The sequence below is a fragment of the Flavobacterium movens genome (assembly GCF_039581425.1).
GTDB classification, from domain to species: domain Bacteria; phylum Bacteroidota; class Bacteroidia; order Flavobacteriales; family Flavobacteriaceae; genus Flavobacterium; species Flavobacterium luteolum.
The window spans coordinates 210,126-235,361 of the sequence record NZ_JBCPXY010000004.1; the positions used below are offsets into that span (position 1 = coordinate 210,126).

Annotated in this window: 20 protein-coding genes; 13 read left to right on the plus strand and 7 right to left on the minus strand. The window is 33.9% G+C overall.

Annotation, left to right across the window (positions count from 1 at the left end; all coding sequences use genetic code 11):
- Positions 1–36 precede the first annotated feature (36 nt).
- The 5 genes from porM to topA all read right to left on the minus strand — a co-directional run bounded on the left by porM (position 37) and on the right by topA (position 7,677).
- Entirely contained in the window at positions 37–1,578 is a 1,542-nt protein-coding gene (gene porM / locus AAYQ05_RS09430; protein ID WP_281631285.1) for a type IX secretion system motor protein PorM/GldM, read from the minus strand.
- A gap of 51 nt (positions 1,579–1,629) precedes the next feature.
- The gene (porL, locus tag AAYQ05_RS09435; RefSeq protein WP_008467092.1) at positions 1,630–2,277 is read right to left on the minus strand and encodes a type IX secretion system motor protein PorL/GldL; all 648 of its coding nucleotides are present in this window, start codon (positions 2,275–2,277) and stop codon (positions 1,630–1,632) included.
- Positions 2,278–2,333: 56 nt separating this feature from the next.
- Complete coding sequence (gene porK / locus AAYQ05_RS09440) at positions 2,334–3,728, minus strand: T9SS ring complex lipoprotein PorK/GldK (RefSeq protein ID WP_095928630.1); 1,395 nt, start codon at positions 3,726–3,728, stop codon at positions 2,334–2,336.
- Between the two features lie 262 nt (positions 3,729–3,990).
- Positions 3,991–5,142, minus strand: coding sequence for a formimidoylglutamase (locus AAYQ05_RS09445; protein WP_343542901.1), 1,152 nt, complete (start codon positions 5,140–5,142; stop codon positions 3,991–3,993).
- 6 nt (positions 5,143–5,148) lie between these two features.
- Positions 5,149–7,677: a type I DNA topoisomerase gene (gene topA, locus AAYQ05_RS09450; protein ID WP_343542903.1), complete on the minus strand. Its 2,529-nt coding sequence runs from the start codon at positions 7,675–7,677 to the stop codon at positions 5,149–5,151.
- 372 nt (positions 7,678–8,049) lie between these two features.
- Here topA and miaB point away from each other — a divergent pair, with 372 nt between their 5' ends.
- From miaB to AAYQ05_RS09505, 11 genes are all read left to right on the plus strand, one after another.
- On the plus strand, positions 8,050–9,495 hold the full coding sequence (gene miaB, locus AAYQ05_RS09455) for a tRNA (N6-isopentenyl adenosine(37)-C2)-methylthiotransferase MiaB (protein WP_343542904.1): 1,446 nt from the start codon (positions 8,050–8,052) through the stop codon (positions 9,493–9,495).
- Between the two features lie 88 nt (positions 9,496–9,583).
- Positions 9,584–9,955 carry a GxxExxY protein gene (locus AAYQ05_RS09460; protein WP_343542905.1) on the plus strand — a complete coding sequence of 124 codons (372 nt, stop codon included), beginning with the start codon at positions 9,584–9,586 and terminating at the stop codon, positions 9,953–9,955.
- Between the two features lie 129 nt (positions 9,956–10,084).
- Entirely contained in the window at positions 10,085–11,344 is a 1,260-nt protein-coding gene (locus AAYQ05_RS09465; protein ID WP_343542907.1) for a sigma-54 interaction domain-containing protein, read from the plus strand.
- A 100-nt stretch (positions 11,345–11,444) separates the two neighbouring features.
- Entirely contained in the window at positions 11,445–11,948 is a 504-nt protein-coding gene (locus tag AAYQ05_RS09470) for an LptE family protein (protein ID WP_177210782.1), read from the plus strand.
- A 106-nt stretch (positions 11,949–12,054) separates the two neighbouring features.
- Complete coding sequence (locus tag AAYQ05_RS09475; RefSeq protein ID WP_343542909.1) at positions 12,055–13,776, plus strand: tetratricopeptide repeat protein; 1,722 nt, start codon at positions 12,055–12,057, stop codon at positions 13,774–13,776.
- A gap of 3 nt (positions 13,777–13,779) precedes the next feature.
- Positions 13,780–14,136 (plus strand): preprotein translocase subunit SecG, encoded by a 357-nt coding sequence (gene secG / locus AAYQ05_RS09480; protein WP_343542913.1) that lies wholly within the window; start codon positions 13,780–13,782, stop codon positions 14,134–14,136.
- A gap of 143 nt (positions 14,137–14,279) precedes the next feature.
- Complete coding sequence (locus tag AAYQ05_RS09485) at positions 14,280–14,555, plus strand: co-chaperone GroES (RefSeq protein ID WP_008467105.1); 276 nt, start codon at positions 14,280–14,282, stop codon at positions 14,553–14,555.
- Between the two features lie 86 nt (positions 14,556–14,641).
- Positions 14,642–14,998 (plus strand): four helix bundle protein, encoded by a 357-nt coding sequence (locus tag AAYQ05_RS09490; protein ID WP_343542915.1) that lies wholly within the window; start codon positions 14,642–14,644, stop codon positions 14,996–14,998.
- Between the two features lie 157 nt (positions 14,999–15,155).
- A complete protein-coding gene (gene groL, locus AAYQ05_RS09495; protein ID WP_095928620.1) occupies positions 15,156–16,787 on the plus strand; it encodes a chaperonin GroEL in 1,632 nt (543 codons plus the stop codon).
- 370 nt (positions 16,788–17,157) lie between these two features.
- Positions 17,158–18,357, plus strand: coding sequence for an alkaline phosphatase family protein (locus AAYQ05_RS09500; RefSeq protein ID WP_343542916.1), 1,200 nt, complete (start codon positions 17,158–17,160; stop codon positions 18,355–18,357).
- A 353-nt stretch (positions 18,358–18,710) separates the two neighbouring features.
- Positions 18,711–21,074, plus strand: coding sequence for a hypothetical protein (locus AAYQ05_RS09505; RefSeq protein ID WP_343542917.1), 2,364 nt, complete (start codon positions 18,711–18,713; stop codon positions 21,072–21,074).
- Positions 21,075–21,281: 207 nt separating this feature from the next.
- On the opposite strand, the gene AAYQ05_RS09510 is transcribed toward AAYQ05_RS09505, so the two are convergent.
- Both AAYQ05_RS09510 and AAYQ05_RS09515 read right to left on the minus strand, forming a co-directional pair.
- The gene (locus AAYQ05_RS09510; RefSeq protein ID WP_343542918.1) at positions 21,282–22,811 is read right to left on the minus strand and encodes a SulP family inorganic anion transporter; all 1,530 of its coding nucleotides are present in this window, start codon (positions 22,809–22,811) and stop codon (positions 21,282–21,284) included.
- Positions 22,812–23,059: 248 nt separating this feature from the next.
- Positions 23,060–23,305 (minus strand): hypothetical protein, encoded by a 246-nt coding sequence (locus AAYQ05_RS09515; RefSeq protein WP_281631275.1) that lies wholly within the window; start codon positions 23,303–23,305, stop codon positions 23,060–23,062.
- 81 nt (positions 23,306–23,386) lie between these two features.
- On the opposite strand from AAYQ05_RS09515, the gene AAYQ05_RS09520 reads away from it, so the two are divergent.
- Complete coding sequence (locus tag AAYQ05_RS09520) at positions 23,387–24,469, plus strand: sensor histidine kinase (protein ID WP_255463037.1); 1,083 nt, start codon at positions 23,387–23,389, stop codon at positions 24,467–24,469.
- Positions 24,445–25,158: a LytR/AlgR family response regulator transcription factor gene (locus tag AAYQ05_RS09525; RefSeq protein ID WP_343542921.1), complete on the plus strand. Its 714-nt coding sequence runs from the start codon at positions 24,445–24,447 to the stop codon at positions 25,156–25,158. The genes AAYQ05_RS09520 and AAYQ05_RS09525 overlap by 25 nt, the downstream gene beginning before the upstream one ends.
- Positions 25,159–25,236 lie beyond the last annotated feature (78 nt).

The following is a 25,236-nucleotide window of genomic DNA, read 5'->3' on the forward strand; positions in this document are numbered from 1 at the left end:
CGTTATAAGATATTGAATGTAGTCTGCACTACTTTATTATTGTATTTCGTAAATTACCGGAGCAGTTCTTGGCAATAAATAACTACCAGCTCCAACAAGTTTTGTTTTAATTTCAGAAATAGTAACTTGGTCTCCTTTACCTGCTCTTGAAAGTACTTGTTTACATTGTGCATTCATTTTGTTTCCTGTAACAACAACTGTAGGCTGTCCAGCAATCTTCATATTGAATCCAACAACATCTAAACCAACTTCAAAATCAAAATCAAGAAGTTTAGCTCCAATAGTAGCAATCTCTAAGTTAGATTTAGGACCTTTAACAACTCCCATCTCACCTCTAATTGTTCCTGTTGGACCAGGAATACCTTTAATTCTGAATGTTTTCTTATCAGTTACTTTGTCACCGTTTGGTAAAGTACCAGTTACAGAAATTGTAGTTTCAGTACCTTGACCTGGGCTCATATTATATTTTCCTGGTTTTCCAGCTGAAGCTAATCCTGGAGCACTTGCAACAATTTTGTTTGCATCAACACCAGCGAAAGATACAGAGATTGGGTTAACAACTCCTCTATATACTACGTTCATTTTGTCTGCAGAAATTGTAGCTGCGTTTGGTCTTGGAACTACAACATATTTTCCAGAGAATTTTAAAGGAATATTTTTCCCATCCTCTAAGAAAGTAAATTGTCCGTTGATATCTTGTTCTCCAACTCCACCAGCAGTTAAAGAGATAACAGCTTGTCCGTTTACAATTTGTCCAGGACCTTGGAAAGAAGTTGGTGTAGTGTTTTCGTCATAACGACCTAAAACAACTTTACCAGTAACTTTTTCACCTTGGAAATAAGCGTTTTTATCTAAAACAACAATTGCTTGATAGTTGCTGTAAGAAGCAGCAGCAACCGCAGCTTTACCTAAAGCACTGTTGTAAACGTCAGTTTCAACTTTTTTAACATCATTTTGCCAAGCTGAAAGTTTAGCAGCAGATGCGATAGCAGGGAATCCTTTAAAGTGGTACGCTAAGTATTTTTCTTTAATTCCCTCTTTGTTTTTAACATCAGAAACATCAAATTTCTTTTCAACTTCCGCAATAATTGCAGCGTATTTTTTGTCTGTTCCTAAAGCAGCTTTAATGTCAGCTTTATATTTTTCGATTTTAGAAATAATTTCGTTACCTTTTTTAGTGTAACCGTCTCCTGTAAACCAGTCGTCGATATTATCTCCTCTATCCATAGATTCGTAAGGCATTTTTCCAGTTGCTTTATCAACTTCAAAACCTTTAACAGCCTGAGCTTTAAGAGTACCTATATAATCATAAAATTCTTTTGTAATTGTTTCAACTTTGTGAGCTGTTACTGCAGCAATAGCGAATTCTCCTTTTGCTTCAGCAGCTTTTTGATCTAAAGATGTTAATAAACCTGCATTTGTTTCTGTTGAAGTAGTGTTTGCACCTTCAAACTTCTCATTCATCAAACCAAAAGCAGAAATAACTTCTTTTGATACGTTCATTGCTAACATCGCGATGAAAACCAGATACATCAGGTTAATCATCTTCTGTCTAGGGGTTAATTTTCCTCCTGCCATTTTTTTCTAATTAGTTCTTTATTAATAAATTTAATATTAGTTAAAAACTAATTATCCTTTGTTACTCATTGCAGAAAGCATACCACCGTAAACACTGTTTAAAGAAGCAATGTTTGCAGTCATAGACGCCATTTGTTCTTTTAATTTAGAAGCGTTTTCAGCGATTTCTTTGTTAGCCTCAGCATTTCTAGAAGCGCTTTCTAATTGAACTTTATATAAGCTGTTTAATGATTCCATTTGAGCTGCTGCAACAGATAATTCTTCAGAATATTTCTTTTGTCCAGCGATTGAATCTACAGTTGGAGCAATTCCTTTAGCAGCAGATTCGAAGTTTTTGATGCTGTTTCCTAAACTTGACATTAATTCACCGTCAATTTTAGCTTCTTTTAATAATGTATCTAATTTTTGAGATAATAATCCTTGAGCGTCAGTTGGAGTTTCAGCTTTAGCTTTTTTCTCTCTAGCTTGTCCGTTAGCTAATTCTGGGTAAACTAGTGTCCAATCTAGTTCTTCTTCAACTGGTTCGAAAGCAGAAAGCGCGAAAATTAAAGCCTCAGTAACTAATCCTACTGAAAGCATAACTGTACCTGTTAATGGTCCAATCTCAAAGTGAGTAATTTTGAATAACGCTCCAACGATTACCACTGCCGCTCCCATACCATAAGCGAAATTCATTGCTTTTTTACTTAATAATGCCATAATACTTTTTTTTTAGGTTTAAAATAGATTTGTTGGATATTGATAAAATTATAAAATTACTTTTTTCTGTTTCCTGTAACTTGAGTACCCATGTAATCTTGTACAGTTCTGAATCCGATATAACTTCTTGCAGAATCAGCATATTCGTGGTCACGTGTACTTACCTGTAGGAAATAAGCAACGTCTTTCCAAGAACCACCTCGAACTACTTTTCTTTGGTTTTTACCATCAATTACGTTTGGATTCATTGTTGATACATATTCGTAAGCGTTTGGATTATAAGCCGAATCTGTCCACTCAGAAACGTTTCCTGCCATATTGTATAATCCATAACCGTTTACATCGTATGATTTAGCTTCAACTGTATAAAGTGCTTCGTCAGCAGCGTAGTCTCCTCTACTAGGTTTGAAGTTTGCTAAGAAACAACCTCTATCACTCTTAGTATAAGGACCTCCCCATGGGTAAGTAGCAGACTCCAGACCTCCTCTAGCAGCATACTCCCATTCTGCCTCAGTTGGTAATCTGAAAGAGTTTACTAAGTCACGTCCTTTTTTCTTAGATTTAATGTAGCTGTTTTTGTTTAAAGTTCTCCAAGCACAGAATGCTTTAGCTTGTTTCCAAGTCACACCCACTACTGGATAATCTCCATAAGCTTTGTGCCAGAAATAATCATTATGCATTGGCTCATTATATGAGTAAGCAAAATCTTTAATCCAAACTGCAGTATCAGGATAAACATTTACCTGTTCAGTTTTTACGAAGTCACTTCTTTTTCCAACTTTAGCTTTTGCAGCAGCTTGAATATCCATCCAAGAATAACGGAATTTCAATTTATTTACGTCAATTGTTCTTAAACCATTGTATGATTCTTCAATTGGTAAATACATAGAATCCATTACTTCAGCGTAATACTCGTCTGGATAAGCTTTAGTATCTTTAATTAATTTTACTTTTCTGTTTAATTTTCTTCCAGCATATGGATCATCCTTTGTACCAACACTATAGTAGTTATCATACATGTATTTATCATAAGCTGTCATTTTTTCTGGATCAGAGTCGTTAAAAGCATAATCAGCAATACTTCCGCCTTTTTTACCTTTTCCATCAGTAGCTTTCTGTCCAGTTTCGTCGGCTAAGATCGCTAAACGAACTCTCATTGTAGAGTCTTTTACCCACTCCACAAATTGACGATACTCACTATTTGTAATCTCAGTTTCATCCATATAGAATGAACGAACAGTTACAGTTTTAGTTGGAGCATCTTCCACGTTAGCTAAATCAGCATCTGATTTACCCATAATAAAAGATCCACCCGGAACTAATGTCATTCCATAAGGCTTCTCGGGATGCCATTTCCCTCCTGTAACACCGACTAATTCACCTTTGTCACCAGACTTACCACAGCCGATTACTAGTGTTAACATTGCTGCAAATGCAATAAACTTCTTCATATAAATTTGGGATTATCTATTCATTATTAAAAGTCCGTAAACGTATTTATTATTTATCTAAAAAACAATACTACTTGCGAATTTATTTTACTGTTCAAAAATAATGTTAAATAAAATAAAAAAAAAATATTTTATCGATAAACTGTTCTAAAAAATCGATGTAAAACGTTAATTTTTATATATTAGAAAAATTTTCCTACTAATTAAATTTAACCTTTTTAAACAGGTTTCAAAATTTTAAGATTTCACTTAAATTTTCGTTCTATAATGCGTTTTTTCGTTGCGCTTTCCACCATCTTTCTGGCAATTCTTGATTGCAAGCCGACAAATATTCTTCGTAAGAACAAGGTAATAACGTATTTCTTTTCAATTTATTGTTGCCATTTGATTCATATGGAATTTCGATCCACCAACGGTCAGTTTTATCGCTTTTATAGAATATCAGTTCTTCATCTTCTAACGGAACTATATACTTTAAATAGTTAGCCCTACTTCCAAATGGATATTCTTTTGAGCGGTAGTGATACCCCTCAATAAAATACCATACAATCTGAGCAATAATAGCCGATTCGGCCAATGTACTGTTATGATTGAATACTCCAAAAGAAGAAACTTTATCACTGATACCAGCATATCTAGCCAAAGCACAAATCTCTTTTCCATTAAATCCGTTTGGCTCAAATGTAACCATATTAGCTGAAGCAGAAGATTTTACAGAATTCAAATCTATACTAACCAAGTCTGCATCTCTAAAAACTGGCTCTGCTAAAGCTATTTTATTAGAAATTTCACCCAATCTATAAGCATCAAAAAACAGCTTTTCGATTAAATCAATTTCTTCTTGCGAATTATAATAAGTTTGATATCCTATATTACAGTAATTGAAAAGATTATTAGGCTCATCAATAATAATTTTTGTCAGGTAAGAGTTAGCAGAAACCGACTCATTTTCTTTACCAAAATCAAATTTATTATCCACTGCAACCAAATTTACCATCTGCTCTAAATCATCGTAAGCACGATACAAAGCATAGGTCAAATCCTGAGAACCTCCTAGGACTATAGGTATGACTTTATTCTTGATTAATGCAGCTGTAACTTTCTTTAATGCAAAATAAGTATCCTCTACAGAATCGCCTGCAAGTATATCTCCAAGGTCTGCTATCGAAGCATCCCAGTTACCTGGAAACATACTGTAAAGCTTTTTACGCACAGCAGAAAGATTAACTTCGTTAATCATATTGATGTTTGTACGGTCTTCTAAAACACCAATTATAGCAATATTTATTTGCGCAATATCAGGAAACTGATCTTGGGTATGAAAAACAACTTTACTCCCAAGCTCTTGTGAAGACAGTCCTCCGACGAATCTTACAATTGCATCATTAACTGGTTCTAGAAAATCAAATTCCATCTATATTTATTTCTTTTTAGCAGTTGTTTTTTTAGCCGGAGCTTTTTTAGCTGTTGTTGTTTTAGCTGCAGTTTTCTTTGCAGGCGCTTTTTTCGCAGGTACTTTAGCAGCAATCATTTCTTGAACTTGAGCCAGAGTTAATTTTGTTGCATCAACATCTTTGCTTAATTCAATTTTGACTTTACCTTTCAGAATCACAGAACGTCCCCAACGGGCTTTCTCTACTACAATTCCTTCTTCTTCCCAGTTATGAATAACTTTATCAATATTTTTCTGAAGTTTATCTTCAATCAATTCTTCAACATCAGCTTGAGAAAGATTATCAAAATTGTATTTCTTGCTCACATTAACAAAAAGTCCGTTCCATTTAATGAATGGTCCAAAACGTCCCACACCTTTTTGAACAGCTTCTCCTTTGTAAACCGCAATTGGCGCATCAGCAAGTGCTTTTTCGTCAATTAATTCCTGAGCTCTTTCTTTAGAAACATTAAGCGGATCTTCTCCTCTTGGTAATGATATAAAGACACTTCCGTGACGAACATAAGGTCCATAACGGCCATTATTTACTTCAACTTCTTCTCCTTTATATTCTCCTAAACTTTTTGGAAGCAAGAACAAATTCAGAGCTTCTTCAAGTGTAATGTTTCCAATATTCTGGTCCGCCATTAAACTAGCAAACTTCTTATCTTCATCGTCTGCTTCTCCAATTTGAGCCATTGGACCAAATTTCCCTAGACGAACAGAAACTTGTCTTCCATCTGCATCTTTTCCTAGAATTCTTTCACCACTTTCACGTTCAGCATTTGCCTCAACTTCTTTTACATTTGGATGAAATTTGTTGTAGAAATCCTGCATCATTTTTGCCCAGTCAATATTTCCTTCGGCAATTTCATCAAAGTCTTGCTCAACTTTTGCAGTAAAATTATAATCGAGAATGTTTCCGAAATTCTTTACCAAGAAATCAGTAACAATCGTTCCGATATCTGTAGGAACCAATTTCCCTTTATCTGAACCTGTGTTTTCTTTTAGAACTTTTTCTCCTACCTTACTATTTTGCAAAGTAAGCTGTGTATAATTACGCTCTACGCCTTCAAGAGTTCCTTTTTCAACATAATTTCTATTGATAATTGTAGAAATTGTTGGTGCATAAGTTGACGGACGTCCGATTCCAAGTTCCTCTAATTTTTTAACCAGAGATGCTTCAGTGTAACGTGCAGGCGGTCTTGAATATCGTTCTGTAGCTGTAATATAGTTATTTGCTAGTTTCTCATTTACTTTTAAAGCCGGAAGCATTCCTTCTTGCTCTTCCTCATCGTCATCATGACCTTCTAAATATACTTTTAAGAAACCTTCAAAAAGCAATACTTCTCCAGAAGCTGTAAAAATCTCGCTATGATTGTCTGCTTCAATTTTTACGTTTGTTCTTTCAAGCTGTGCATCGCTCATTTGCGAAGCCAAAGTTCTTTTCCAGATCAAATCGTATAAACGAGCTTGGTCACGGTCGATATTTACGGTGTGACGAGACATATCTGTCGGGCGAATTGCTTCGTGCGCTTCTTGTGCTCCTTTACTTTTATTAGCAAAAGTTCTCGGTTTAGAAAATTCTTTCCCGTACGATTTTATGATTTCTGCCTGTGCAGCATCCATTGCTTCTTTAGAAAGGTTTACCGAGTCGGTTCTCATATAAGTAATAAGTCCGGCTTCGTATAAACGCTGCGCTAATTGCATGGTAATTCCAACTGGCAAGTATAATTTTCTTGCTGCTTCCTGCTGTAACGTAGAAGTTGTAAAAGGTGCAGTTGGAGATTTTTTGGTAGGTTTAGTTTCTAAATCTGCTACCTTATATTTAGAACCGATGTTTTGATTTAAGAAATCTTCGGCTTCTTTTTTAGTATTGAAGTTTTTTGGAAGTTTTGCTTTAAAAGCTTTTCCTGCTTCATTTACAAATTCTGCAACAATAGAATAAGTTGCAACTGCATTGAAACTTTGTATTTCGCGTTCTCTTTCAACAATCAAACGCACAGAAACCGACTGTACACGACCAGCTGAAAGTCCGCCTTTAATTTTTCTCCATAAAACCGGAGATAATTCGTAACCCACTAAACGATCTAAAACACGACGTGCTTGTTGTGCGTTTACTAAATTATAGTCAATTTCTCTTGGATTATCGATTGCTTTGAGAATCGCAGATTTTGTAATCTCGTGAAAAACAATACGTTTAGTTTTTTTAGTATCCAGTTTTAATTCTTCCGCCAAGTGCCATGAAATAGCCTCTCCCTCGCGGTCCTCATCGGATGCTAACCAAACCGTTTCGGCATTTTTAGAAAGTGACTTCAATTTCGTTACCAAGGCTTTTTTATCCGGAGAAACTTCATATTTAGGTTTAAAACCATTTTCTACATCTACTCCTATTTCCTTTGATGGTAAGTCCGCTATGTGTCCATAACTTGACTCCACCTGAAAATCACTCCCAAGAAATTTCTCGATCGTTTTCGCCTTTGCAGGTGACTCCACTATTACTAAATTCTTTGCCATTGCTCTATTTTTCTGCAACAAAAGTATTTATTTTTTTTAAATATTAACCTTACGAATGCATTTTTGAGGTATTTTGATATTATGAAACTTAAAATTGCAGATTTATCTGTAATAATCTCGATAATATATATAGGTATAACTTTTAGTGATTTTTAACCAAGAAATCCCTTTATTTTAGATTGCAGATTTTAGATTTTATATTTTTTGCCATTGAGTTTAAACTTTCGTCCAGTACATATCAATTGATAAAACAACGCATAATCTACAATCTAAAATCTGCAATCTAAAATTTTTAAAACATTGTTAATTCTTTATCTGACATCTTGTCATATTAGATTCAATTACCCTATCTTTGCACTTTGAATTTTTACAATGGAAAAGATTATTGAAGAAAGCAAACAGGGTGAAAGTCTTGTTTTGGAAAATAAACCTGAGAATACTAAAAAACTATTTATAGAAAGTTACGGCTGTGCGATGAATTTTTCGGACAGTGAAGTCGTAGCTTCCATTTTGTCTGACGGAGGTTATAATACCACTTCTGTTTTAGAAGAAGCCGATTTGGTTTTGGTAAACACTTGTTCTATTAGAGATAAAGCAGAGCAAACTATTCGCAAACGTCTAGAAAAATACAACGCTGTAAAACGTACGAATCCGAAAATGAAAGTGGGCGTTTTGGGCTGTATGGCAGAACGTTTGAAAAGTCAGTTTTTAGAAGAAGAAAAAATAGTTGATCTTGTGGTTGGACCCGATGCTTATAAAGATCTTCCGAATTTATTGGCAGAAGTTGAAGAAGGCCGTGACGCCATTAATGTAATTTTATCAAAAGAAGAAACATACGGAGACATTTCGCCTGTCCGTTTAATGAGCAACGGAATCACAGCTTTGGTTTCGATCACTCGTGGATGCGATAATATGTGTACATTCTGCGTTGTACCGTTTACACGCGGACGTGAGCGTAGTCGTGAGCCTCAAAGCATCATGAATGAAATTAAAGATCTTTGGGAAAAAGGCTTTAAAGAAATTACACTTTTAGGACAAAACGTTGACAGTTACCTTTGGTACGGAGGCGGATTGAAAAAAGATTTTGTAAACGCTTCTGAAATGCAAAAAGCAACTGCCGTTGATTTTGATCAGTTGCTAGAGATGGTTGCTGTTGGTTTTCCAAAAATGCGTATTCGATTTTCGACTTCAAATCCGCAGGATATGCATGAGAGCATTCTGCATGTTATTGCAAAATATCCAAATATCTGCAAACATATTCACTTACCGGTTCAGTCTGGAAGTAATAGAATTTTAAAAGAAATGAATCGTTTGCACTCTCGTGAAGAATACATGGCTTTGATTGACAAAATTAGAGCAATTGTTCCAGATGCTTCGATCTCTCAAGATATGATTGCTGGTTTCCCAACAGAAACAGAGCAAGATCACCAAGACACTTTAAGTTTAATGGAATACGTAAAATATAATTTCGGTTATATGTATTCGTATTCTGAACGTCCTGGAACTTTGGCTGGAAGAAAAATGAAAGATGATGTCGAGGAAGAAACTAAAGCAAGAAGATTACAAGAAATTGTCGATTTACAGCAAAAGCATGCTTGGTTTAGAAGTGAAGAATTCGTTGGAAAAACAGTTGAAGTTTTAGTCGAGAAAGTTTCTAAGAAATCTAAAGACGAATTCTCCGGAAGAAATTCTCAGAGTATAACAGTTGTTTTTCCAAAAGAGAATTATAAAATTGGAGATTTCGTAAACGTAAAAATCACAAGCTGTACTTCTGGAACCTTGAAAGGAGATGCGGTTGGTTTGAGTAGCATGAATTAATTTTTTTTTGCCACAGATTAAAAGGATTAGAAAGATTTTTTTTAATACTTTTCTTACTTTTAAATCTTGGTAAAAATTAATTGTTTTTATGCAACATTATAAAGAAAAAGAGACTTACAAGATTATTGGGATTTGTATGGAAGTACACCGAAATCTTGGGCCAGGTTTATTAGAGGTGGTTTACAAAGATGCTTTAGAAGTAGAATTTAGAGAAAATAATATTCCTTTTGAAAGAGAAAAAGAATATTCAATTGAATATAAAGGAAAAGTTTTAGCTCATAAATTTTATGCAGATTTTGTAATTAATGAAGATGTAATTTTAGAAGTTAAAGCAATAAAAGAATTTTCAAGCGAGCACATTGCTCAGATTTTAAATTACATAAAACTATCAGATTCAGAAGTAGGGCTACTTGTAAATTTTCAGACAAAATCTCTTCAATACAAAAGATATATTTTATAATTTAGAAAATCTGTGTTAATCACTTTAATCTGTGGCAAAAGATAAAAATTATAAGCCAAAAGTTTAAAAGTTAAAGGTCAAAGTAAAAACTTGAAACCTGAAACAAACAAAAACTTGAAACAAAAAACTATGGAAACAGTTCAAGCAATAAAACAGCGATTTGAGATTATTGGAAATGATCCGAAATTAAATCGCGCCATTGAAAAAGCCATTCAGGTTGCTCCAACTGATATTTCGGTTATGGTAACTGGGGAAAGTGGTGTTGGTAAAGAAAATATTCCTAGAATTATACATTCGCTTTCGCATAGAAAGCATGGTAAATATATTGCCGTAAACTGCGGTGCAATTCCGGAAGGAACAATTGACAGTGAGCTTTTTGGTCACGAAAAAGGAGCTTTTACAGGTGCAACAAGCACACGCGAAGGTTATTTTGAAGTGGCCGATGGCGGAACAATCTTCTTAGATGAAGTTGGTGAATTACCACTAACCACTCAGGTAAGATTGCTTCGTGTTCTTGAAAACGGAGAATTTATTAAAGTAGGTTCTTCACAAGTTCAAAAAACAAATGTTCGTATTGTTGCGGCAACCAACGTGAATTTATTTAATGCTATTGAAAAAGGTAAATTTCGTGAGGATTTATACTATCGTTTAAGTACGGTTGAAATCACATTACCACCTTTACGCGAAAGAAATGACGATATTCATTTATTGTTCAGAAAATTTGTGGCCGATTTTGCCCACAAATACAAAATGCCGCCTTTAAGACTGGACGATGATGCCGTTCAGCTTTTACAAAAATTCAGATGGAGCGGAAATATTCGTCAGCTTCGAAATGTGGCTGAGCAGATTTCTGTTTTAGAAACGAATCGAGATATCAGTCTTGCCACTTTACAATCGTACTTGCCTGCTGAAGGAAGCAATTTGCCTTCTGTTATTAGCGATAGCAAAAAAGAAAGTGACTTTAGCACCGAAAGAGACATCTTATACAAAGTGCTTTTTGATATGAGAAGTGATCTAAACGATTTGAAAAAACTCACTTTAGAATTGATGAAAAATGGTACATCTAAAGTACAAGATATTAATCCGAATCTAATTCAGAAAATATACGGAAATCAGCAAAACGACAGCGAAATTGATTTTGAAGAAGAACCAAGAACTGCTGTTATGACAGCGCCTACTGTTCGAGAAGACAATTATCAGATGCAAGATGACAATTACTTGTTTGCTGAAACTATCGAGGAAGAAGAAGTTTTACGTTTAGAGCAAAAGGAAATCGAAATGATCAAAAAATCATTAGAAAAAAACAAAGGAAAACGTAAAGCTGCGGCAGATGAACTAGGTATTTCTGAAAGAACTTTGTATCGTAAAATCAAGCAATTCGATCTATAAAAATAATTAAATTACAATTTCGAAATTCCAAATTCCAATTATCTATATTTGGAGCAATTGGAATTTGAAATTTAAAAATTGGGATTTCCTCTTAAATATTATGAAAAAAATATATTCTCTTTTTGCACTTTTAAGCCTTTTTATGTTGAGTGGCTGTTCTGTTTATAACTTTACAGGAACTGGAAAAATCGATGCTAAAACATTTCAAGTTAACTTCTTTCAGAATAATGCCGATTTAATTGAACCTGGAATCGATAGAACTTTTACCTTGGCTTTGCAGGATTTGATTATGAATCAAACAAACTTAAACTTAGTCAGTAATGGAGGTGATTTAGTTTATGAAGGAGAAATTACAGATTACAGAATTACTCCAATGACAGCAACTGCTGATCAGCAGGCTGCTCAAAACCGTTTATCGATTCGTGTCAATGTTCGTTTTATGAATAAAAAGAAAGAAACAGATGATTTTGAGAAATCTTTTGAATTCTATTACGACTTCCCAGGAAGAGACTTACCAACAGGATCTGTTTTAAGTGAAGCAATTAGAGTTATTTTTGAAAGAATTACACAAGATATCTTTAATGAGTCATTAGCAAAATGGTAGTTTTGCATGTTTGTTTAATCGTTAAATCGTAAAACCGTTTAATCGATAAAACAAACAAAAATGAATAAACGATTAAACAATTAACCGATTAAACCAAAAATAAAGAATGAACGTTAGCGATTATACCTACTTAATGAACAAACCCGATGCTATTACTGAAAAGCAGGCGGATGCATTAGGCAGTGTTTTGAATGAATTTCCGTATTTTCAAAGTGCACGCGCATTGCGATTAAAAGGACTTTACAATCAAAAAAGTTTTAAGTATAATTATGCTTTAAAAGTAACAGCAGCGCATACTGCTGATCGTTCTGTTCTATTTGATTTTATTACTTCTGAAGCTTTCACTTCTATTCAGAATGATTTCTATGAACAAAAATTGAGAGATCTTCTTGAAATCACAGTTTTTGACAGCGAGATCATTTCGCCTGAACAAATTCAGAAAGCTATTGAAATAAAAACAGACGTTGAAGAACAAGCTGTTTCCGAGATAATAAAAGAAACACCAATTTCTACTATAGAAACTCCTTCATTTACAAAAATCGAAGAGACAATTAAAACGCAGGAACCAGTAAAAGCGGAAGAACCTGTCATTATTGAAGAACCTAAAAAAGTTCCTGAAATTGACCCTTCTATTTTTCTGGCTATTAAAGAAGCACATTCTGTTACTTTTGAAAAACCAATTATAATAGAAGAGCCTAAAAAACTTCCAGAAATAGATCCGTCTATTTTTCTTGCTATTAAAGAAGCGCATTCGGTTAGTTTTGAAAAACCAGTAATCGAAACAGAAAATAAAATTAATGCTGTCGATTCAGTCTCAAATATTGAGGAAGAAAATGAAATTTTATCAGAAGAAGAAATAGAAGAAGAAACGATAATAACAGAAGAACCTAAAATAGACCGTATTGAAAACTCTATTTTAAGTTCTATTAAAGTTTCTGAAACTCCTTCCATAACTGAACCTGAATCTATAATTACAGTTGAGGAGCATAAATTTGATCGTATTGAAAATTCTATTTTAAGTTCGATTAAAGAATCAGAAGCCGCAACTGCTGAACAATCTGCAAAAGTTGAGGAAATAAAAGCTGAACCTATTATAGAAGAGCCTATTTTAAATTCGGTTGAAGAAGACGAAGATGATAGCGTTATCGAAGAAATGATTATTCCAGAATTTAAAATGAATTCTGTTGAGCGATCTATTCTTTCTTCGATTAAAGAAGCTGAAACAAAAAAACCTGAAGAACCAAAAGAAGCAGCTCAAGAGGTTATCAAAGCTGAGGATAGCGAAGAAGATAAAGAAGAAGAGATTAGAGAAGAAAATGAGGAGCCGATCGAAGAAATAATCGAAGAAGAAGAGCCTAATGAACCTGCAAAAACAGCTGCAGAACATTTAGAAATTGGAAAACCTTTGGATTTTTCTCTTAGCGAAAAACATTCGTTCCAAGAATGGCTTCAATTATCTCGAACAGAACCAATTGACCGCTCAAACGAACTTTCTCCAGAAGAACAAGCTAAAATTGAAGCTGCTAAAGAAGAAGAAAGACAAAAGAAGGCTGAAATTATCGATAAATTTATTGAAACCAATCCGAAAATATCTCCAATTAAACCTGGAACAAGTGCTCCAGTAGTTCAAATTGAGGCTACTATAGAAGACAATTCGTATTTAATGACCGAGACTTTGGCCAGAGTATATCTGGAACAAAAGAAATATACAAAAGCAATTCAAGCTTATGAAATATTAATTTTGAAATATCCAGAAAAAATTACTTTCTTTGCAGACCGCATATCGGATATAAAGATTTTACAACAAAATAACAATAACAATAATTAAGTAATGAGCACATTTTCAATTTTTTTAGTTTTAATCACAATAGTTTGTTTTCTATTGATCGTAGTTATCATGGTACAAAACCCTAAAGGAGGCGGATTGTCTTCTACAATCAGCGGAACGCAGATGTTAGGTGGAGTACAAAAAACAACTGACTTTTTAGACAAAAGTACTTGGACTTTGGCTACTGTTTTAATTGTGCTAATTTTACTTTCTAGCTTAAGCTTCTCTGGATCTTTAAGCGATACTGAATCTAAAATTATTGATAAAACTGAAGCTCCTGTAAACGCACCTACAGCTCCAGCACAAGGAACTACTCCTGCGCCTGCAACACCTGCACCAGCACCTGCACCAGCAAAATAAAAAGTAGCTCGATATACAATCTAATGCCAGCCTGTCAAAGCTGGCATTTTTTTTAAGAAATAATGTCAGTTTTTCTAGCATGGCACAGTTTCTGAAAGTTTATAGAACAGAAAAAAACGTATAACTTATAATAATATAAAATCATGGCTTTAAACATTAAACCGCTTTCAGACCGCGTACTTATTGAGCCTGTTGCAGCTGAAACTAAAACTGCCTCAGGTATTTTTATTCCTGATACTGCCAAAGAGAAACCTCAAAAAGGAACTGTAGTTGCAGTAGGAAACGGAACTAAAGATCACACTATGACTGTAAAAGTTGGAGATACTGTTCTTTACGGTAAATATGCTGGTACTGAATTAAAATTAGAAGGTACTGATTATTTGATTATGCGTGAGGACGATATCCTTGCAATTATCTAAAGATTGCTGTAAGCCGTAAGCTTTAAGCTATAAGCTTTCACAAAATGCCTATAGCCTACTGTTTAAAGCTTAAAGCTAACAAAAAAATGAGAGATTTTAAAAAATATGACATTTGGCAGCTGAGTCATTCTTTCACTTTAGAAATCTATAAAATAACTTCTCTTTTCCCAAAAGAAGAATTATATGGATTAACAAGTCAGATTAGAAGGGCATCTTCCTCAATCCCGACTAATATTAGTGAAGGATGCGGAAGAAATAGCGACAAAGAGTTCAATCAATTTCTCAACATTGCTTTAGGTTCTGCAAATGAAACCGAATATCTTTTGATTTTAGCTAAAGATTTACAATATCTAAATAATGAAATTGCAGAAAATCAAATAGAAAAAATCAACAGTATAAAAAGCAAAATTTACAAATTAAAACAAGTATTAGTTCAGCAATAAGCTGTAAGCCATAGGCAATAAGCACTATGCTGCAACTGAAACCCACAGTAGAAAAGCCTAAAGCTTAAAGCCTACTGTGTAAAGCATAAAAAAAATTATTAACAGCAGTAGAAAAAGCCTAAAGCTTAAAGCCTACTGCCTAAAGCAAATAATAAAAATGGCAAAAGATATAAAATTTGATATTGAAGCACGTGACGGATTAAAACGTGGTGTTGATGCATTAGCAAATGCTGTAAAAGTAACTCTTGGACCAAAAGGTCGTAACGTAATTATCGGAAAATCATTTGGTGGACCAACTGTTACTAAAGATGGTGTTTCTGTTGCAAAAGAAATCGAATTAAAAGACGCACTAGAAAATATGGGTGCGCAAATGGTAAAAGAAGTTGCTTCTAAAACCAATGATTTAGCTGGAGACGGAACTACAACTGCTACAGTTTTAGCTCAAGCTATAGTAAAAGAAGGTCTTAAAAACGTTGCTGCAGGTGCAAATCCAATGGATTTGAAACGTGGTATCGACAAAGCTGTTGAAACTATCGTAGCTGACTTAGCAAAACAAGCTAAAGTTGTTGGAAGCGATTCTGACAAAATCAAACAAATTGCTTCTATCTCTGCTAACAATGACGAAGTTATTGGTGAATTAATCGCTACAGCTTTCGCTAAAGTTGGAAAAGAAGGTGTTATCACTGTTGAAGAAGCTAAAGGAACTGATACTTTCGTTGATGTTGTTGAAGGAATGCAATTTGACAGAGGGTACCTTTCTCCTTACTTTGTAACAAACCCAGAGAAAATGGAAGTTGAATTAGATTCTCCTTACATTTTATTATACGACAAAAAAGTATCTTCTTTAAAAGAATTACTTCCAGTTTTAGAGCCAGTTGCTCAATCAGGAAAACCATTATTGATTATTGCTGAAGATGTTGACGGAGAAGCTCTTTCTACATTAGTAGTAAACAAATTAAGAGGTGCTCTTAAAATTGCTGCTGTAAAAGCTCCAGGTTTTGGAGACAGAAGAAAAGCAATGTTAGAAGATATCGCAATCTTGACTGGTGGAACTGTAATTTCTGAAGAAAGAGGTTATACTCTTGAAAATACAACTATCGAAATGTTAGGAAACGCAAAAAGAGTTTCTATCGATAAAGATAATACAACTATCGTAAGCGGTGCTGGTGAAGCTGATATCATCAAAAACAGAGTAAACCAAATTAAAGGTCAGATGGAAACTACTACATCTGATTACGATAAAGAAAAATTACAAGAGCGTCTAGCTAAACTAGCTGGTGGTGTTGCTGTTCTTTACGTTGGTGCTGCTTCTGAAGTTGAAATGAAAGAGAAAAAAGACAGAGTTGATGACGCTTTACACGCAACTCGTGCTGCTGTAGAAGAAGGAATCGTTGCTGGTGGTGGTGTAGCTTTATTAAGAGCTAAACTTGCTTTGGCTGATTTAAAAGCGGACAACGCTGATGAAGCTACAGGAATTCAAATCGTTTCTCGTGCTGTTGAAGCTCCATTAAGAACTATCGTTGAAAACGCTGGTCTTGAAGGTTCTGTTGTTGTAGCTAAAGTTTCTGAAGGTTCAGGTGATTTTGGATACAATGCAAAAACTGACGAATATGTAGATATGCTTACTGCTGGAATTATCGATCCTAAAAAAGTAACTCGTGTAGCCCTTGAAAACGCTGCATCTGTTTCTGGAATGATCTTAACTACAGAATGTGCATTAATTGATATTAAAGAAGAAAATGCCGGAGGCGGAATGCCAATGGGTGGCGGAATGCCAGGAATGATGTAATTCATTCTCTTCTTAAAAATTAAAAGCGCTGGATTTTTTATCTGGCGCTTTTTTTGTTCGCCACGAATTGCACTAATTTCCACGAATGATTTTGCTTATAAAAAGTTGCCACAGATTACACAGATTAAAAGGATTTCTTTATTGGATACACTAAAAAATTTTCACACAGATTTTACAGATTCAAACAGATTAATTTAATTTTTATAATCTCTGATCTGCATAAAATAAAAATCCTTTTAATCTGTGGCTGAAAAGAAAAATAATTCGTGGAAATTAGTGCAATTAGTGGCAACCATTTTTTATTTAACATTCTCTTTTTCTTTAAAAAATATGTTATCTCTACCTTTGCAATTCTATTTAAAATTGCACAATGAGAAAATTCACAACTCACTTTTTATCTTTTACATTTTTACTTCTTACTACTTTTTTACAAGCCCAAAATAGCAAAGAAAACTATGTAGTTTTAGTTTCTATGGATGGCTTTCGCTGGGATTACGGCAAACAATTCAATCTTCCGAATTTGAAGCAAATTGAAAAAGAAGGCGTTCATGCAAAATCAATGAAACCTTCATATCCTAGTAAGACTTTCCCAAATCATTATTCGATTGTAACAGGACTTTATCCAGATCATCACGGAATTATTAATAATGTTTTTTATGATGCTTCTTTAAATCAATCTTTTTCATTATCAAGCAATGCAAAAAATGATTCGAGATTTTATGGCGGAAATCCGATTTGGAATTTAGCCGAACAGCAAGGCGTAAAAACAGCCTCCTTCTTTTGGCCGGGTTCTGATATTGACAAAAGAAATCCGAGTTATTTCAAAAACTACGACGGTAAAATTCCGTATGGCGCAAGAATCGATACCGTTATGAAGTGGCTACAACTTCCAGAAAAACAGCGCCCGCATTTGGTGACTTTGTATTTTGACGAGCCAGATCATACGGGTCATAATTTCGGTCCACTTTCGTCTGAAAATAAAAAAATGGTCATCAAGATGGATTCTATAATGGGTGAAATATCTCGAAGATTGGATCAATTGCCTATCGGAAAACAAATCAATTTAATCATCGTTTCAGATCATGGAATGGCCGATATTAGCAATGATAAAAAAGTAGCCGTTTTAGATTACTTAAAACCAGAATGGTTGGGTTATAAAGACGTAATCAATCCAATTATGAGTTTACAGGCAAAACCTGGCTATCAAGATTCTATTGCTACTGCTTTGAAAAAAGTGCCTCATATTAAATTCTGGAAATCGACCGAAGTTCCTGAAAGACTACATTACGGAACGAATACGCGTGTTCATGATTTTGTTATTGAGGCCGATAAAGGTTGGAGTTTAGTCAACAAAGAAAGTACACATATAAAAGGTGGAACTCACGGTTATGATAATAATGAAAAAGATATGCATGCTATTTTTTACGCAAAAGGCCCTGCTTTTAAAGTCAATAAGAAAGTAAAAACGTTTCAAAACGTTTCCGTTTATCCCTTAATTGCTCATATTCTAGGCCTACAAACGGGTGAAATTGACGGAAAATTGAGTGATGTAGAATCAATGCTGCGCTAAATTAAATAATTTGTCAATTTGATAATTTGATAATTTGACAATGATTGTCAACCTGAGCGAAATCGAAGCGCGCTTCAATCGGCGCGTAGGCTTCGACTCCGCTCAGCCTGACAAAAACATAAAGACAAACAAAGTTTAGACCCGATAGGTTTTAAAACCTGTCGGGTTTATTTTTTGATAACATATATAAATATTAAGTCATTATAATTACTTAATTGACAAGCTTCACATTCCTTAAATTGTTTTGTTAAAACTTTAAAAATATTATGAATCTTTTAACCATTTTAGGACACTAATCCAATTAATTTTATAGCTACATTATAAGTATCATAATTGCCAAATATTTTCTATTTATGAAATTAATCATCAGGTTTTTTAGTTTTCTATTCTGCCTTCAATCTTTTGCACAGGCTATATCCAATCAAGACAAAATTACCAAATACCTTAATGATTATTTTTCTCAGGATCGCGAGGTTATTCATGTACAATTCAATAAAAATCTTTTTACAAATAATGAAGATATTGCCTTCAAAGGATATATTCTTAGTAAAAACTATAACATCCCGAACAGCAATACTACAAATGTTCAACTAATCGTTTATAATGGCGAAGACCAAATCGTTCAGAAACAATTACTTTTTGCGCAATATGGTGTTTTTTCTGGCGGAATTCATTTAAACGAAAAATTTAAATCTGGCAAATATCATTTTCATTTCTACACAAACTGGATGAATAATTTTAAGGAAGACGATTCCTTTAATGAGACAATCGAAATTATTGATAAAAACGTTCCGTATGCATTTCAAACCACTGAACCTAATTGGAAAACAGCAGAGGTAAACTTGTTTCCAGAAGGAGGAATTATCTTAAATGATATTATTAATACTATTGGAATTAAGATTACAGACTGCAATAAAATAGGAATAGAAGTAGCAGATGGAGTTATTTTGGATTCTAAATCAAATGAAATTACGCACTTTCGCACCAATCACACGGGAAATGGAGCTTTTTACCTAAGAGCCGATTTAAACGAAAAATATACCCTTAAAATAAATACTGATAAAGTAAAAATAACGCAGCCTCTAGGCAAAATTGCAGAAACTGGAGTTATTTTAAGTGCTCCTAATAATCCCGCTCGAAACAATTTGCTTGTTGTTCTAAAGACAAATGAAAAAGGACTTCAATTGTATCAAAATAAAAAATTCACCGTTCTGATTCAACAAAATGGAAATTCAATGCAACAAGAAGTCAGCTTCAAAAACAATAAAACAGAGCAACCTTTTTATTTCGATAAAAAATATTTGCCAAATGGAGTAAATGTAATCAGAGTATTGGATGAAGATTTAAATGAAATCACAGAAAAGCTAACCTATATTGAAGAAAACAAGGTTCCTTCTACAACATTAGAAGCAAAAATAACATCTAATGACAGCATTCTATTATCTGGAAAAACCGATGTTAATAAAGCAGATTTAAGCATTAGCGTTCTTCCCGAAAAGAGCGTATGTTTCAATCAAAAAAAGACAATTTTAAGCACTTTTTACCTAAATGCCTATCTGGAGAAACCTGAAGCTGATACTTATTTTTATTTTAATCCAGAAAATAAAACTCGAAGACAAGACATAGAGTTATTGCTGCTAAATCAGAATAGAGGAAAATATTTATGGGAAAATATTAAATCAGGTCCACCAAAAATTAGCTTTGAATTTGAAAAAGGGTTCGCCATAAGCGGAAAAGTAGAGAAAGAACTAAAACCGAATTCTAAGAACAAAATTTCTCTCGTTGCATTAAAAAACAGTCAATTTGATCAAACCAATATAGATCAGAACAATGATTTCAAATTTGAACATTTTTTCGCCCAGGATTCGACTGTTTTGGCATTACAAATGACCAATGAGAAAAACGTTGCTTTAACCACAAAAATAGCAGCACGAATAGCTCGAAATGAACCTCGATTTGTTTTGGGGACATCATTCGAAAAAACATTTTGTCCCATTTTAAAAACTTCTGAAAATGTTTTTAATTTTCCGCCACCTAAAACAAAAGCTAGCGAACTAAAAGAAGTTGCAGTAAAAAACACTTTCAAAAAAGAGGTTTTTACTCATAAAGACGATATGAGCCCTATGGCCAAAGCTTTTAAATTTGATGGCACGGAATTCAGAACTGTATTGAGTTTTCTATCTTCAAATGGTTATGAAACTGGCATTAATCCAACTGACTTTAGCGTATACATAAAAGAAAGAAGAAGTTCTTATCTTGGCGAGTCTGGAAAATCTCCAAATGTATATATTGACAATTTTTTAGTATTCGATTTCAATCAACTCTTCAACCTTACATTAGATGAAATAGATGAAATTTATATTGATCAGACTGGAAGTTCTGACACTTCTACCATAGGACATGGTACAATTAAAATTTTCATGAAAACAGGACAAAAAAACAATTATTTCAAACCAAAATTCACAACATTTATTGTAACAAAAGGCTTCGCAAAAGATTTTAATTATAAAACAGCTCCATTTGAAAATCAAGATGAATTTAATTATTTCGGCACATTGGGCTGGATACCAAACATTGAGTTAAATGATCGTTCCGATTATCAAATTAAAATTCCAAAGAATCAGCAAAAAGAAATACAGGTTTTAATTGAAGGTTTTACTAATGACGGACAACTGATTTCAGAAGTTAGAAAAATTTCGGTTGGAGGAGTTTTTTAATGTGGCAATTTGAAAATGTGTCAATTAGATAATTTATTGATGGTTTTTAATTGTAAAAATGCCAGCAATACGGCTTATACACAACGACAAGACAATTATCTAATTCTCACATTTTCTAATTCTCACATTTTCTAATTCTCACATTTTCTAATTCTCACATTTTCTAATTTTCTAATTCTCTAATTATCAAATTGGCACATTATCTAATTAACTAACCACTTTATAAGTCGGATCTTCAATAACATTAACATTTATAACCGCATCAGCATTTTTCAGCAATTGCCTGCAATCGGCACTTAAATGCTGTAATTCTACTGTTTTATTGAGCTGATTGTATTTCTTAGTCAGATTATTTAAAACTTCTATTGCCGACATATCTGAAACACGGCTTTCTTTAAAATCTATTACAATATGATTGGGATCGTTTTGAATATCAAACTTTTCTAAAAAAGCTGCTGTAGATCCAAAGAATAACGGCCCATAAATTTCGTAGTGTTTTATTCCGTTTTCATCAATATAATGTCTTGCACGAATTCGCTTAGCACTTTCCCAAGCAAAAACCAAAGCCGAAATAATTACGCCAATTAAAACCGCCAAAGCAAGATTATGCAACACAATTGTGATTACGGCAACTAAGATTCCAACAAAAATATCGTGTCGTGGCATTTTATTAATAATCCTGAAACTTGCCCATTCAAAAGTTGTAATGGCCACCATCATCATTACACCAACTAAAGCCGCCATTGGCAGTTTCCCGATTACTGGAGCTCCGAAAAGAATAATCAATAAAATAGTGAGTGCTGCAATAATTCCCGAAAGTCTGGCTCTTGATCCTGCACCAAGATTTACTAAAGTCTGTGCAATCATTGGGCAGCCTCCCATTCCGTAAAAAAAGCCATTTAAAATATTTGAACTTCCTTGTGCGATACATTCTCTATTGCTGTTTCCTCTTGTTCCTGTGATTTCGTCAACCAGATTCAAGGTAAGCAAACCTTCCGTTAAACCAACAGCCGCAACAATGACCGAATACGGAAATATCACTTTTAAAGTTTCAAAAGAAAATGGAATATTCGGAATGTGAAACGGAGGAAATCCGCCTTGAACCGAAGCGATATCTTCTACTGTTTTGGTTTCAATATTAAAAACAATTACCAAAGCAAAAACAACCATAATGGCTACTAAAGATGCTGGAACCGCTTTTGTAATCTTCGGAAAAATTAAAACAATCGCAATAGTCAAAGCGACCAAACCCAACATAATATATAGCGGAGTTCCTTGAAGCCAAGAAACCTGTCCGTTTACAACTGTTTTAAACTGCTCCAACTGCGACATAAAAATCACAACTGCTAAACCGTTTACAAAACCAAACATAACGGGCTGCGGAACTAACCGAATAAATTTCCCAAGTTTAAAAAGTCCGATACAAATCTGAACGACACCGCCAAGAGCTACTGCAGCAAAGACATATTCAATTCCATGCGATTTCATTAAGGCGATCAAAACAATGACCGTTGCTCCTGCTCCGCCCGAAATCATTCCAGGTCTTCCGCCAAAAATAGCCGTAACCAATCCTGCAATAAAAGCGGCATATAAACCAACCAATGGTGGAAATCCAGCCAAAATAGCAAACGACAGCGATTCTGGAATCATAGTCATTGCAACAGTTAAACCTGCTAAAATTTCGTTTTTATAGTTAACTTTCTGGCTAAAATCGAAGAGTTGGAATGCTTTTTTCATGGGCACAAAATTAGAAAAATAATATGCAAAAAAGCACAAACCTTTTCGTAATGAAAAAGCAGTAATGATAGAAGAATTTAAACAGCTTGATTAAGTTAGCTGTTCTAAAAGAAAAAGGAAAATCGAAAGTATAAAACCGATCATTTCTGTATTTAATTTTAAATTAAAATATTCTGCAAAATACTTACAAAAAAAGTAAATACAGCTGCGTATTTTTACCTAATTTACTTTTGAAGTTATTTTAAATATTATTCTAATCTTATGCAAGTATAACCTAAACGAGAAACATGATTTACGACGTTATCATACTGCAAATCAAAACCTTCAATTCTTAAAATTTTATCGCAGTCTTCCAAATCAAAATTAATTTTATATTCTGGAAAATGCTTTTGCATCATTGCGATGACATGATCTCGATCAGATTCATTCTGAACATTTGTTTTAAAAATCTCCACGATCATATCGGCATCTTTTAATTCTTTAAACTGGTACATTTTTATTTTTTTTAAAAGAGTATAGAAATTCGAATTCAAAAATAAAGGAGAAACCGCTATTTTAACAGCAATTTTATACCAATGGCGTACGATTTATACGAATGGCGTTGGTATAAATTTTTCTTTATAAATACTTACAAACTATACGATTGTATTATTTTTGCCACTATGACAATTGCAAAAATCTACCAGAATTTTTTTCTACGAAACCTAATAGTAAACACACTTGTTTATTTAGTTATTTTCGCCTGTATTTATGATGAAGTAAAACTCGACGGACATAGCTGGACTTTTATTCTCAGCAAAATTGCCATGGGCTATTTTCCGTGTATTGTCTGGATTACGATTTTTAACATCTGCATCATTAAGCCTTTTTTATTCCATAAAAGATTCAAAATCTTTTTCACGCTTCTAGCAGTATATTGGACTTGTTTTTATTTCTTCATGAATTGGTTCCTCCCGCTTGTGGAGCTAGGAAATTTAAAAGCCCTTCAGATTGTATCGCTTATTATAAACGGCTGTTTTTTTTATTTCCTGCATATTGTTATTAGCAAAAAAATGAGCCAAGCCGATAAAGATATTATGAATTTCAAATCGGAACTTTCGTTTTTAAAACAGCAGCTCAATCCGCATTTTTTATTAAATGCAATGAATAATCTTTACGGAGAAGCTCTAGCAGAACCAGAAAAAGTTCCAGATCGAATATTGAATCTTTCAGACATGTTGCGTTATCAGATTGAAGCTTCTAAAAAAGATTATGTTTTAATGCAGGAAGAAATTGCGTTCATTAAAAAATACATTGAATATTATACGTTTAGAAACGAAAGACTAGCTGTAACGCAAAAAATTGAAGGTGTTCACGATCAAATCGAAATTCCGCCTTTGTTCTTTCTGCCTTTGGTAGAAAATGCAGTGAAGTTTTCTGCCGAAACTGCCGAACCTTTTATCAATCTTGATTTGAAGGTAAATTGCCGAAGCGTTACTTTTACTTTAAAAAACAATTATCTCGATTCGGGATCGCGCCTTTCGAGCACGGGAATTGGAATTGAAAACTTAAAAAGACGTCTAGAAGTATACGGTCTAAAACACGATTTGAGCTGTAAAAAAGATAAAGAGATGTTTATCGTAAAATTGAATATATGGCACTTACCTACCGCTGTCTAATAATCGATGACGAATCGCCGGCACACAAAGCCCTGATTTCGCATATCTCCAAATTTGACGAACTAGAACATTCTGGAAGTGCTTTTAATGGTATGGAAGCCATAAAACTGCTCAACGAAAACCAATACGATATTATTTTTCTAGATATTAATATGCCCGTAATTTCGGGTGTAGAATTAATGGAACTTCAGCCCAAACGCCCCATTACGATTGTGACAACGGCTTATTCTGACTTTGCGCTTTCGGCCTACCAAAACGATGCTATTGATTATTTAATGAAACCTATTTCGTTCGATAAATTCTCAAAGGCAATAGAAAAAGCCAAAACGTATCATTCCGGAAATAATCTTAAAAAAGAAAACAGCGACGACGAAAAAGTGCTTTCTTACCGCTCCAACGGACAAGTAATTGAAACGCCTCTTTCTGATATTTTATACATCGAAAGTCTGGGTAATTACATGAAATTGTACAATTGCAAATTAAAATCTCCTATTGTCATTTACGGGTCGCTTGCGAGTATAAGTGCCGAAATTGATTGTGCGCATTTCCTTCAAGTTCACCGATCTTATATTGTAAATACAACTAAAATTTCTGCTGTTACATCCAAAAATCTTACGATGTCAAATGGCGATATTATTCCTGTGGGAAGGAAGTATCAGATTCTGCTAAATAATTTGTCAATGAGATAATCTTTTTTAATGAGATAATTTGTCAATTTAGATAATTAGGTAATTTTTGAGAAGTATTTGTATATATTTCAGGAAAAA

Bases quoted from the DNA above. Each gene is read 5' to 3' on its own strand.
- porM (WP_281631285.1), bottom strand. From the start codon at position 1,578: ATGGCAGGAGGAAAATTAACCCCTAGACAGAAGATGATTAACCTGATG.
- porL (WP_008467092.1), bottom strand. From the start codon at position 2,277: ATGGCATTATTAAGTAAAAAAGCAATGAATTTCGCTTATGGTATGGGA.
- porK (WP_095928630.1), bottom strand. From the start codon at position 3,728: ATGAAGAAGTTTATTGCATTTGCAGCAATGTTAACACTAGTAATCGGC.
- AAYQ05_RS09445 (WP_343542901.1), bottom strand. From the start codon at position 5,142: ATGGAATTTGATTTTCTAGAACCAGTTAATGATGCAATTGTAAGATTC.
- topA (WP_343542903.1), bottom strand. From the start codon at position 7,677: ATGGCAAAGAATTTAGTAATAGTGGAGTCACCTGCAAAGGCGAAAACG.
- miaB (WP_343542904.1), top strand. From the start codon at position 8,050: ATGGAAAAGATTATTGAAGAAAGCAAACAGGGTGAAAGTCTTGTTTTG.
- AAYQ05_RS09460 (WP_343542905.1), top strand. From the start codon at position 9,584: ATGCAACATTATAAAGAAAAAGAGACTTACAAGATTATTGGGATTTGT.
- AAYQ05_RS09465 (WP_343542907.1), top strand. From the start codon at position 10,085: ATGGAAACAGTTCAAGCAATAAAACAGCGATTTGAGATTATTGGAAAT.
- AAYQ05_RS09470 (WP_177210782.1), top strand. From the start codon at position 11,445: ATGAAAAAAATATATTCTCTTTTTGCACTTTTAAGCCTTTTTATGTTG.
- AAYQ05_RS09475 (WP_343542909.1), top strand. From the start codon at position 12,055: ATGAACGTTAGCGATTATACCTACTTAATGAACAAACCCGATGCTATT.
- secG (WP_343542913.1), top strand. From the start codon at position 13,780: ATGAGCACATTTTCAATTTTTTTAGTTTTAATCACAATAGTTTGTTTT.
- AAYQ05_RS09485 (WP_008467105.1), top strand. From the start codon at position 14,280: ATGGCTTTAAACATTAAACCGCTTTCAGACCGCGTACTTATTGAGCCT.
- AAYQ05_RS09490 (WP_343542915.1), top strand. From the start codon at position 14,642: ATGAGAGATTTTAAAAAATATGACATTTGGCAGCTGAGTCATTCTTTC.
- groL (WP_095928620.1), top strand. From the start codon at position 15,156: ATGGCAAAAGATATAAAATTTGATATTGAAGCACGTGACGGATTAAAA.
- AAYQ05_RS09500 (WP_343542916.1), top strand. From the start codon at position 17,158: ATGAGAAAATTCACAACTCACTTTTTATCTTTTACATTTTTACTTCTT.
- AAYQ05_RS09505 (WP_343542917.1), top strand. From the start codon at position 18,711: ATGAAATTAATCATCAGGTTTTTTAGTTTTCTATTCTGCCTTCAATCT.
- AAYQ05_RS09510 (WP_343542918.1), bottom strand. From the start codon at position 22,811: ATGAAAAAAGCATTCCAACTCTTCGATTTTAGCCAGAAAGTTAACTAT.
- AAYQ05_RS09515 (WP_281631275.1), bottom strand. From the start codon at position 23,305: ATGTACCAGTTTAAAGAATTAAAAGATGCCGATATGATCGTGGAGATT.
- AAYQ05_RS09520 (WP_255463037.1), top strand. From the start codon at position 23,387: ATGGCGTACGATTTATACGAATGGCGTTGGTATAAATTTTTCTTTATA.
- AAYQ05_RS09525 (WP_343542921.1), top strand. From the start codon at position 24,445: ATGGCACTTACCTACCGCTGTCTAATAATCGATGACGAATCGCCGGCA.